Source organism: Tolypothrix sp. VBCCA 56010, from assembly GCF_050875635.1.
GTDB lineage: Bacteria > Cyanobacteriota > Cyanobacteriia > Cyanobacteriales > Nostocaceae > Hassallia.
The window spans coordinates 1-10706 of record NZ_JBPAOH010000205.1 but is presented as its reverse complement, the minus strand read 5'-3'; the positions used below and the strand labels follow the sequence as shown (position 1 = coordinate 10706).

Genomic DNA, 10706 nt, shown 5'->3' with positions numbered 1-10706 from the left:
CGGTGCAGCCATTATCGGATGTCTGCCCAAAAACGTTTCCTCCCGGCAAATTCGCTTGAGTGCATTGCTAATTACTGGAGCAATGCTATTGTGGACATTCTGGGTAATGGCTCAGTTTGATATTAATCAGCCAGGATTTCAACTTACAGAATACCTACCTTGGATTGAAACATTAGGATTAAATTACCAACTCGGAGTAGACGGTATTTCCTTGGTAATGGTTGCCTTGAATAGCTTAATTACTTGGATTGCCATTTACAGCAGCCACGAAGATACTGAGCGTCCGCGATTATTTTACTCGATGATTCTGCTGATTGCTGGTGGCGTTGCGGGTGCATTTGTCGCTCAAAACTTACTGCTGTTCTTTTTGTTTTATGAACTGGAGTTAGTCCCCTTCTATTTATTAATTTCGATTTGGGGTGGTGACAAGCGCAGTTATGCAGCAACGAAGTTTTTGCTCTACACCGCTCTTTCCGGAATCTTGATTTTAGCAGCATTCTTGGGCTTAGTTTGGTTAAGTCATGCTACCAGCTTTGCGTATGAATCCTTGATGGGACAAATGTTACCCTTGGGATTGCAAATTATCCTGCTAAGTCTGTTGCTGGTAGGATTTGGCATCAAGATTCCCCTCGTACCATTGCATACTTGGCTACCCGATACATATGTTGCAGCTTCCGCACCTGTAGCCATGTTGTTAGGGGGTGTGTTGGCGAAACTTGGTACTTACGGTATTTTCCGGTTTGGCTTGGGACTTTTCCCTGAAGCTTGGGCAAAATTAGCACCTTGGTTAGCAATTTGGGCAACTGTGAGTGTACTTTATGGAGCAGCAGCGGCGATCGCTCAAAAAGACATCAAGCGGATGGTAGCATATAGTTCAATCGGTCACATGGGCTACGTTTTGTTAGGAGGTGCAGCGCACACATCATTAAGTTTAGTTGGTGCTGTTTCCCAAATGGTCGCCCACGGCTTAATTCTGGCAATTTTGTTTAACTTGGTGGGTGTAATTGAAGAGAAAATCGGCACCCGTGATTTAAATATCCTGAATGGACTGCTAAACCCGATTCGCGGATTACCAAGCATCAGTGCCTTATTAATTCTTAGCGGAATGGCGAGTGCGGGAATTCCGGGTATGGCTGGATTTATCGCCGAGTTTCTCGTATTTCAAGGCAGTTATGCCGAGTTTCCCATCCCGACTTTGTTATGTGTAGTGGGAACCGGTTTAACAGCAGTATACTTTGTGATATTGCTCAATCGTACTTGTTTCGGAAAATTGGATAATGCGATCGCCAATTTCCCCAAAGTGAAAGCTTATGAAAGAATACCCTCCCTCATTTTAGCAACCTTGATTTTCATCCTGGGAGTACAACCCAATTGGCTTGTACGCTGGAGCGAACAGACAGTCACAACAATGGTATCAGCGATTCCCACCGTAACTAACATCGCCCAAGACTTTCACCGACAACACTTCAAAGGCTAAAGCTCTCAGGCTTTAGCCTGGAGCTATACAAACAAAGCCTGCCTCCGCAGGCTAGTATAGTCCGCCTGCGCGGACTTGGCTCGTGTAGCCACACCCTTCCAGGGTGTCGGATATTTTCAAAACAACCCCTAACCCCTCCCATGATCCAAACTCTAACCAAACTTCCCCCCTCTCAACATCAATTTTCCGAAGTAATTCACCGCTTAGAAGCAGGTGGTGCTATGCTTCCAGATACACCGGAAAACTTGATGCAAATCATCGGCATTTATAAAGCGTATGCAGTGCCGATGGACTTTTACTGGCGCGACTTACTTTATATTGCCGAACGAGTTTTTCTCGATCCTGTGCCCTTCTTCAAATACTTTCTACCCAAAGAATATTTAGAATTACACAATCATTACGCAGGTGATGATGCTGATATTCGCATTTGGCGCGGAGAAGCAACCGCGCATCCTGAGTTGCTGGAGTTTATGGAGAAGGGTGAGGTAAATAAAAAGCTACCTAAGTTATTACATCATCTTTGGCACGATCGCATCAATATGGAATTTGCCGAAGCTTGTATGCAAGCAATGCTTTGGCATCGGGGTATGGGTGGACTTTTTGACCCCTATTTAGACACCGATGAGTATAAAGCAAATGCCGATCGCGCAATTAAGGCTTACTTCAAAAAAAATCCGGTCATGTTGGGACTGTATAAAATGTTTCCGGATATGTTTATTGAGCAAGTACGGCAACTATCTTACTACTCAAACCTCGGCTTATTTTGGGAAGTAATGGCGCCGGTATTCTTTGAGATGTCAGACCTTTACGATGAAGGTAAAATAACAAGTGTGCCGGAGGCGATGAATTTTTTGGTGAATGGAATTTTTGCGATCGCCGGACGCCCAATTTATCATCATGTATATATTGACGGTGAATGCTACGAAATTATCCCTAAATCCAAAGGCTTTACCTGGTTGTATGAAGCAGCTTTGCCTTACGTAGAAGCAGTATTTTATCGCACTGCACCTTTTAGAGGTACTAAATCTTATAACGCTCAAGCAAAGCAAGTACCTGAAGACCAAAAAGATTTTCACTTCGGCATTCTTTATGCAGATGTCTTCCCAGTCGGGACAGCGGGTATTCCACCGACACTTTTAATGCAAGATATGTTACATTTCTTGCCTGACTACTTGGTGGACTACTATCAACAGCACTGTCGCGGTGAAGATGACACCCTGATTCAGTTAGGAATTAGCTTTCAACGTTCGATGTACTGCGTCACATCAGCGGTAATTCAAGCATTACGCCAAGCATTACTTTATCCGTTAGATGACCCCAACCCAGAACATCTGATGGCAAATCGCCGATTTTTTGAGTCTCAGTTAGACCGTTTCCAGCGTCCAGAAGCGAGATTGCGCGATGTTCAACGCCAAGATTATCGGTAAATGTTCAATAAACATAAGGACGTTGGGGAGGTTTTTAGCCTGCGTAGGCAGACTTTGGTTTTTACAGGACTTACGCAGCAGTCACAGAAGAACGAACCACCCTTCTCCCAAAGGGAGACGCTGCGCGAACGGGTTCGCCAGTCCCCCATCGATCAGGGAAACCGCGCCCGTCGGGGGCTGGACTCACAGAGGCACAGAGAACACAGAGAAATGAGGATTTGAGAGGTTTTTTGCGTAAGTCCTGTTTAGCCTGCGTAGGCAGGCTTTGTCCGTATAGCCCCACCCTTCCAGGGTGAGGGTGCGAAGTAAAGCAGAGGTTAAATCAAATGCCTGATATTGTTGATATTGCTGTAAGTGCCGATGGATTTACTACTCTTGTAGCTGCCGTGAAAGCTGCCGGACTAGTTGAAGTTTTGAAAAGTCCTGGTCCGTTCACCGTTTTTGCACCCACCGATGATGCTTTTGCCAAACTTCCTCCCGGCACCGTTCACACCCTCGTCCAAAATCCGCCACAACTTGCGCGTATTCTCAAATATCACGTCGTACCCGGAAAGTTGATGCAAGCGGATTTGGCAAATGTTTGTTCTCTAACTTCAGTCGAAGGTTCCGAAATCCGAATTAATTTATCTAATAACTTTGAAGTGAAGAATGCAACAGTAATTGCTGCGGATATCGAAGCAGACAACGGTGTGATTCATGTACTTGATAACGTCATCTTAATGGGATGAGTTAATTATCAATTCATCTCTGGTAAAGTTACATCTTCATATATTATGGCGATCGCACACTGAAAATCAACACTAGCTAGATGCACCTCTTCCCCTTGGACATAAGGATAAAGCACCCAGCGTCCTTCTTCGTTGCGACGAAAGCATTCAACACTCATCGTATCTTGAGAAATTAGCACGTATTCTTGTAATGACTTTAAATGTCGGTAGTCCGTGAACTTCTTACCTCTATCAAGAGCTTCCGTACTACCAGACAGCACCTCTACAATTAAACAAGGAGAAGATTTAAAATATTCAAATTCTCTATCTTGTGTATCGCCAGTCACCATGACATCAGGATAGTAATAGCGATTTATCGCTTGAATTTGCGCTTTCATATCTGCCATGTAAACGCGGCAACCACTACCCCGGACGTGGTTTCGCAGCAGCAGGGTCACTGGCAAAACTAAAAGCAGTAGAACCTTTGATTGAGGTTTTAAATCATAATGATAAGCGAGTTCGTTTTCAGGCAGTATGGGCGTTGGGAGATATAAGAGACCTCAAAGCTGTAGAACCTCTTTCTCAACTTACAGAAGATGAAGATAAAGAAGTTAGTGAAGCTGCCCTCAGAGCCTTGAAACAGATTCATTCGTGACAAGGTGAAATAGTGCCGCATTTGTCAATAAGCAATTAAACTTAAACATTTAGTACAGGTCAAGGTGTCAAACTAACCCTTCATAAGCCTTTTCCTTCTATCTAATGTCCCACAGCGCCGCCAGTCGCCTTCACTTTTTTCAAGAAAATAATCGCAATTCCACTTAATAATAAAGCAATCCCAATAAAGTAGAAACAATCATTAAAAGCCATCACATACGCTTCACGACGGACGATATTATCAATAGATTTTATCGCTTGGTCTTGCGCGGTACTCAAATCAGAACCACGACTGACAAAATACTGCGTCAATTGATTAATTCGCGCTTGAGTTTCGGGAGAAAATAAAGATACTGATTCTCCCAATCTATTCGAGTGAAATTGCTCTCTATTAGTTAATAAAGTTGCTAAAGATGCAATTCCAACAGAACCGCCCAGATTACGCATCATATTAAATAAACCGCTTGCCGAACCCGCATCTTTGGGATTTAATCCACCAGTAGCAATCGTGGTAAGCGGAACCATAATTAGCGGTTGTCCCATTGCCCGGACAAGTTGTGACCAAATTAATTGGTCATGTCCGGTTTGATAAGTCATCCGCGAATTCATAAACGCGCTAATAGAGAACAAAACCACACCCACAGCAACCATTAAGCGCACATCAATACGATTCATAACTCTGGGTAGAAAGGGAATTATCAGTAATTGCGGCATCCCAGCCCAGATTAGCACTTCACCAATTTGCAGTGCATTATATCTTTGAATTTGTGTTAAATACAGCGGCAAAATATAAATTGAGCCATACAAACCTATACCCAGCGAAACATTAACAACACTAGCTAAACCAAAGTTACGATAACGTATAAGTCGCAAATTAATAAATGGTTGCTTGCGAGTTAATTCTATATAGAAAAATAGCGCGAGAAAAATCGCTGCAACTATACTTAAGCGGACAATCAAAGGAGAACCAAACCAATCTTTGCGGCTACCTTCTTCTAAAACTATTTGTAGGGAAGCTAACCCAATCGCCATCGAAAGAATTCCCCACCAATCACCTTGTTTTAACAATTGCATTTGGGGTGATTGTTGAGTAATGCCGTACCAAACCCCAGCAAGCATCAATACCCCTGGAACTACATTTATATAAAAGTTGTACTCCCAACCAAAGTTTTCTGTTAACCAACCTCCTAATGTGGGACCAACTGACGGTGCAAAAACTGCGGTAATCGCAAATGCGGCTAGTCCAACTGCTTGCTTTGCCGGGGGCAAAGTTGTGAGTACAACTGTCATAGCGGTGGGAATTAAAACCCCGCCGGTGAAGCCTTGTAAGGCGCGGAAAAGAATCATGGAATTGAGATCCCACGCCCAAGCACAGCATATAGAAAAGAAGATAAATAAGGCGGTGTTAACTAACAAATAGCGTTTGAGGGAAAATACCCGCGATAACCATCCAGTTAAAGGAATTACTACAATTTCCGCCACCAAATAAGCGGTAGAAATCCAAGAACCTTCTTCTAAAGTTGCGCCCAAAGATGCTTGAATATCTTGTAGCGAAGCGTTGGTAATTTGAATATCCAGCACCGCCATGAATGCACCAAGCATACTCGCCATTACACCAATCCAGGTTCTCAGCGGTACGTTATTAGAGGAAGTCTGATTACCTTTGCCAACTGTATTTGTATTAGCCACAGCGGTACTCCGGTTAAGAAAATGGGGCGTTGAAATAAAAGATATTTATATTTTCAAACTTTAGGCGATATTATAAATGTACCTTAAGGAAGATGCTGTTTTCCATCTTGATTCTAATTTTTGTTTGACAATTACTACAGAGATAAACGCAGTAGGGTGCGTTAGCGGTGCATAACGCACCCTACAATTGAATTTTGTTAACTTAAGCTTTGCCACTAGTTAATATCCCCTTTTGCTCATAAATTGGACGAATCGATCGCCTTAAAGCAGGTAACTGTCTGACAAAAAATATAGACCCTAAAATACAAGCTATTCCATCGATGATTAATGTATTGGTAGCGCCGATGTGATTTGCTAAAAAACCTGCCAATAAGTTACCAAAAGGTATTGTACCCAAAAAAGACATTGTGTAGATACTCATCACTCGTCCGCGTTTGTCATCATCTACAATTGTTTGTAAAACTGTGTTACCCGCAGCAATTTGTAGAATCGTTCCTAAACCGACAAACAACAATGAGAATAAAGAAAGTGGTAAAAATCGCGATAGAGAAAAACCAATCAGTCCACATCCTAAAATTGTCGGACCAAAGGCAATTAATCTACCCAATCCTATTACTGTTGCCCGTGTAGCCAAATAAATTCCCCCTGATAAAGCGCCGACTCCTGACGCAGCCATCAAAAACCCTAGTGTTTGTGCATCACCTTGCAAGATTTTTTCGGCAAAAATTGGTACAATAATTGTATATTGCATTCCCAGAAAACTGACTAAGGCTGATAAGATTAATATTGCCCGAATTGGCGGAAAGCCAAATGCATAATTAAATCCATCTTTGATTTGTTTTAATGGATTGGCACTACTGACTTGAAGTTGATTTGACTTAATATTCATCGCCAATAGCGCGATAATTACGGCGATGTAGCTAAGACCATCAATTAAAAAACAGTAAGCCGCGCCAACTTGAGCAATTAATAAACCGCCGATCGCCGGACCAATTAATCGCGCACCATTGAACATTGTCGAGTTGATGGCGATCGCATTCGCTAAATCGTCTCTTCTTTCAATGAGTTCTGGCACAAATGCTTGTCGCGCCGGCGCATCTACAGCATTAATAAATCCTTGCAACAAACTTAAAGCGATGATGTGCCAAACCTGAATTACGCCAGTTAATGCTAACACCGCCAGGGTTAATGACTGAATCATCGCCAAGATTTGTGTACCAATTAAGGTGCGATGGCGAGAAAAACGATCCACAAATACCCCGCCAAAGGGACCGAGAACAAAGCTAGGAATTTGACTCGTAAATCCCACAATTCCTAGCATTACAGGTGAATTTGTTAAGTGATAAACTAACCAAATCGTGGCTAATTGCGTCATCCACGAGCCAATTAGAGATATACCTTGTCCGATAAAAAATAAACGGTAGTTTCTTGACCTAAATGCCGGTATTATCGGCTTTTTCTCAGCTGCTTGCGTGTTCATTTAAGGCTTGTTTATACCAATATGCTTTCCATAAATATCATCTCCCCTGACTCCAAACGCCTCTCCGTAGGCGGAGAGACATAATAAAGGTGGAAAGATGTTTTCATTCGGCAATATTGGTATTACTTGACTTCCACCGCAATTTCAGCAGACATCCCAGGTGTAATCCGTGCTTCGTAGCCTTTGATGCTTTGTTGGTCAAAAACAACTTTTACAGGAATACGCTGCACAATTTTGGTAAAGTTACCTGTAGCGTTATCCGGTGGCAATAAGGCAAACTGAGCGCCGGAAGCTGGCGAAATACTGTCAACACGACCCTTAAAGCTGTGATGGGGAAATGAATCCAGTTTGATTTCTACTGGTTCTCCTGGCTTCATTTTTTCTAACTGGGTTTCTTTGAAGTTGGCGACTACCCAGTAATCGTTATTAACGATCGCCATCATTGGTGTTCCTACTTGCACGCGATTACCAACTTCTACATTTTTTCTACCCACACGTCCGCCTGCCGGTGCGGTAATATTGGTGTAAGATAATTGCAATTGCGCGTCTTTTAATGAAGCTTCCGCTTGAGAAATAGATGCTCTTGCAGCTTCGTACTGTCCCCGATTCACGGCTGTTTGCTGTCCGCCGGCGGTAGCTTGTTGCAGTCCTCCTTTGGATGCTGCAAGTTTCGCTTGGGCGCTGGTTACGCCTTCTTGCGCTTGTGCTAATTTAGACTGCGCTCTGGCTACACCAACTCTCGCTGATGCTAACCGCGCTTGTGCTTGTTGTACTCCCTGAACGGCAGCATTTTTTTGCGCTACATTCACATTATAAGTTGATGTGGCTGTTTCAAGTTGTTGGCGAGCGATCGCACCTTGTTGAAACAAAGTCTTGTAACGGTTGTAATCAGCTTGCGCTCTTTGCAAGTTAGCATCAGCTTGGGCTACTTGCGCTTGTGCTGCGGGAATTCCCGCTTCGGCTAATTTCACGTCAGCTTGCGCGGCTGGTATTCCGGCTTGTGCTTCTTGCACTGCTGCTTTAGCCGTGGAAATCGCTGCTAATGCACCGCTAACATCGCCTTGTGCTTGACTTGTCTTCGCAGATGTAGTTTGTGAAGCTAAAGCAATATTCGCTTCGGCTGCTTGTGCTTGACGCTGTGCGGCTGAAAGTGCTGCTTGTGCTTGCTGCACTTTATTTTGATAGTCTTGCGGATCGAGTTTTACTAGCAACTGTCCCTGTTGCACTAGTTGGTTATCGTTTACCAACACTTGGCTAACGGTTCCGGGAATCTTGCTGCTAACTTGGTTAATGTGTCCGGCTACTGTGGCGTTGTCTGTTTCTTGATGAGTTGAGGTATACTCCCAGTAGCGATAACCAAATCCACTTGCGGCGATCGCACCTACTCCCAATACTCCCAAAATTAAACCAATCGGTTTTTTCCGCTTCGGTGCAGCCTTCTTTTGCTCAAGAGAAGGCGTCTCTGGCTGGGTATTTTCTTTTTCTACTGGCGTTTCAACTGGTGCAGACTTCTCTATGGTACGAGCTTTTAATGTTTCTAAGTCCACAATTAGCTCTTTGTCCAAAACTGCTGAAGAGTGTCCGTTGCGTTCATTTAAAGTTGTATTGCTGCGTTCCATAATTCTTAAGTCCCCCGATAGATGATTTAATTAACGAAAATTTATTTAGCAGGCGTAATATTTAAATACAAGTATTTATCTGTCTTTTCCTTAGCATACGTAATATTTTCTCAAAGAAATATGAACAGTGCTTCAGTCAATCGGGTGATTATGCCATATTCTTAAGAGAGATTAGCGATCGCTCGATTGAGAAGTTGAGAAAACTGCTCGCGGTCAGAGTGGGAAATGCCACACATCGCTTCTTCACGCAAGTCGGCTGCAATTGGAGGTAAGACGGTTTCTAGTTGCTTGCCAGCATCTGTCAACCAAATGCGCCAAATGCGGCGATCGGACAAATCGCGTTCTCGACGAATCAAACCGCGTTCTTCCATGCGATCGAGTACTCCAGTTAACGTACCTCCCACTTGTTGCAATTTTTCGCCAATGCAAGAAGTAGGTAAACCGTCTTCTTGCCACAAACAGCATAAAACCAACCAGTGAAACGGCGTAAGTCCAAAGGGTTCTAACCGCTCGGTAAACTTGCGGGTGAGAAGTTGTGATAGCAATTTAACTCTGTAGCCAACATTATATGGTGCCAGCACTTGTTGCCAAGAGTCCACAGCTTGTAAATTCTTTGATGTAGAAATCATTTTCGGATTTCCTTAGCGTGCGTAATATTATTATAACCAGATAAACCTGTTTTTAGCAACAGCTCCTCTAAGGAGACTTTCTTGACAAGGAAGACAAGGGAGACAAGGAAGACAAGGGGAGGACACTTCCGTGCGGGGGTTCCCCCCCGTTGAGGAAGGTGTCCGTGGACAAGGAGGAGATGGTGAATTTTCTCCCTTGTCTCCCTTGTCTCCCCCCTCTCCCCATCTCCCACTCCCCCCCTCTCCCCATCCCCCCTCCCCCACTCCCCACTTTCTACTCCCCACTCCCCAATTGAATCAACTGGTAATTTTGCACAGTACCGAGAACTTGATGAGGAGTGGATACTGGCTGTTTAGCAGATATCCAAGCATAACTACCCGGTGGAAGTTCAGAGACTTGTTGTACCTGCTTACCGTGGTGGGGAGTGTAGAAATTGAGGAGTAAACCAGTTTTACCCCCTACTTGGACAAAGTTGATAGGATTAGTTTGGAGGATTGAGGCGATCGCTCTTTGTGCCAAGAAAGCTCTAACATCAGGATTGTAATCGCCAATAAAGCCGTTAAAACCAGCCACCGCCAAAGCCAACCAAGCTGGAATCAACCACCCAGCTATCCAGTAACGCGCTGTGAGAAACTTTTGACCAAAGCGATAACGACCGATCCACACTAAAAGTAAAATTAACCAACCCAACCCCAAAGCCAAAACGACAGTTGCATACTTGCGAATTTCCACCCCACCCACAGCAAAAGCAACTACACCCGCTAGCACAAGTAAAATACCCAATCCACCAAAAGCATAGCTGAGATTACGCGGAATCTCAAAATAGAGGGGGGGAGTGGGAGAGTGGGGGAGTGGGGAGTAGGGAGTAGAAAGTGGGGAGTGGGGAGTTAGGAGTGAGGAGTTAGGAGTTAGGAGTTCTCCCCCTTGTCCACGGACACCTTCCTCAACGGGGGGGAACCCCCGCACGGAAGTGTCCTCCCCTTGTCCACGGACACCTTCCTCAACGGGGGGGAACCCCCGCAC

At 44.1% G+C, this 10706-nt stretch carries 10 protein-coding genes and 1 pseudogene; 5 read left to right on the top strand and 6 right to left on the bottom strand.

The features are described 5' to 3' along the window. The 3 genes from AABK37_RS37330 to AABK37_RS37320 all read left to right on the top strand — a co-directional run. On the top strand, positions 1-1477 hold a 1477-nt coding region (locus AABK37_RS37330), incomplete at its 5' end, for an NADH-quinone oxidoreductase subunit M (protein WP_432556492.1). 140 nt (positions 1478-1617) lie between these two features. Beyond that, positions 1618-2904 (top strand): CO2 hydration protein, encoded by a 1287-nt coding sequence (locus tag AABK37_RS37325; protein ID WP_432556491.1) that lies wholly within the window; start codon positions 1618-1620, stop codon positions 2902-2904. 326 nt (positions 2905-3230) lie between these two features. After that, entirely contained in the window at positions 3231-3632 is a 402-nt protein-coding gene (locus AABK37_RS37320) for a fasciclin domain-containing protein (RefSeq protein WP_432556490.1), read from the top strand. 8 nt (positions 3633-3640) lie between these two features. On the opposite strand, the gene AABK37_RS37315 is transcribed toward AABK37_RS37320, so the two are convergent. Continuing rightward, on the bottom strand, positions 3641-4069 hold the full coding sequence (locus AABK37_RS37315; RefSeq protein WP_432556494.1) for a Uma2 family endonuclease: 429 nt from the start codon (positions 4067-4069) through the stop codon (positions 3641-3643). Here AABK37_RS37315 and AABK37_RS37310 point away from each other — a divergent pair. Further along, the gene (locus tag AABK37_RS37310; RefSeq protein WP_432556493.1) at positions 4012-4266 is read left to right on the top strand and encodes a HEAT repeat domain-containing protein; all 255 of its coding nucleotides are present in this window, start codon (positions 4012-4014) and stop codon (positions 4264-4266) included. The genes AABK37_RS37315 and AABK37_RS37310 overlap by 58 nt on opposite strands. Before the next feature lie 101 nt (positions 4267-4367). Here AABK37_RS37310 and AABK37_RS37305 read toward each other — a convergent pair whose 3' ends face one another. From AABK37_RS37305 to AABK37_RS37290, 4 genes are all read right to left on the bottom strand, one after another. Next, entirely contained in the window at positions 4368-5954 is a 1587-nt protein-coding gene (locus AABK37_RS37305) for a DHA2 family efflux MFS transporter permease subunit (RefSeq protein WP_432556489.1), read from the bottom strand. A gap of 202 nt (positions 5955-6156) precedes the next feature. After that, positions 6157-7434, bottom strand: a complete 1278-nt coding sequence (locus AABK37_RS37300; RefSeq protein WP_432556488.1) for an MFS transporter — start codon at positions 7432-7434, stop codon at positions 6157-6159. A gap of 122 nt (positions 7435-7556) precedes the next feature. Beyond that, positions 7557-9053 (bottom strand): HlyD family secretion protein, encoded by a 1497-nt coding sequence (locus AABK37_RS37295; protein ID WP_432556487.1) that lies wholly within the window; start codon positions 9051-9053, stop codon positions 7557-7559. 161 nt (positions 9054-9214) lie between these two features. Continuing rightward, positions 9215-9682 carry a MarR family winged helix-turn-helix transcriptional regulator gene (locus AABK37_RS37290; protein ID WP_432556486.1) on the bottom strand — a complete coding sequence of 156 codons (468 nt, stop codon included), beginning with the start codon at positions 9680-9682 and terminating at the stop codon, positions 9215-9217. Between the two features lie 149 nt (positions 9683-9831). Between AABK37_RS37290 and AABK37_RS37285 the strand changes: the two genes are divergently transcribed. Then, positions 9832-9978: a hypothetical protein gene (locus AABK37_RS37285; protein ID WP_432556485.1), complete on the top strand. Its 147-nt coding sequence runs from the start codon at positions 9832-9834 to the stop codon at positions 9976-9978. On the opposite strand, the pseudogene AABK37_RS37280 reads toward AABK37_RS37285, so the two are convergent. After that, positions 9957-10706: pseudogene (locus AABK37_RS37280) on the bottom strand (hypothetical protein); the annotation flags it as partial. The gene AABK37_RS37285 and the pseudogene AABK37_RS37280 overlap by 22 nt on opposite strands.

Excerpts from the sequence above, each read along its gene's own strand:
- AABK37_RS37320 (WP_432556490.1), top strand. The coding sequence starts at position 3,231 with ATGCCTGATATTGTTGATATTGCTGTAAGTGCCGATGGATTTACTACT.
- AABK37_RS37300 (WP_432556488.1), bottom strand. The coding sequence starts at position 7,434 with ATGAACACGCAAGCAGCTGAGAAAAAGCCGATAATACCGGCATTTAGG.
- AABK37_RS37295 (WP_432556487.1), bottom strand. The coding sequence starts at position 9,053 with ATGGAACGCAGCAATACAACTTTAAATGAACGCAACGGACACTCTTCA.
- AABK37_RS37290 (WP_432556486.1), bottom strand. The coding sequence starts at position 9,682 with ATGATTTCTACATCAAAGAATTTACAAGCTGTGGACTCTTGGCAACAA.
- AABK37_RS37325 (WP_432556491.1), top strand. The coding sequence starts at position 1,618 with ATGATCCAAACTCTAACCAAACTTCCCCCCTCTCAACATCAATTTTCC.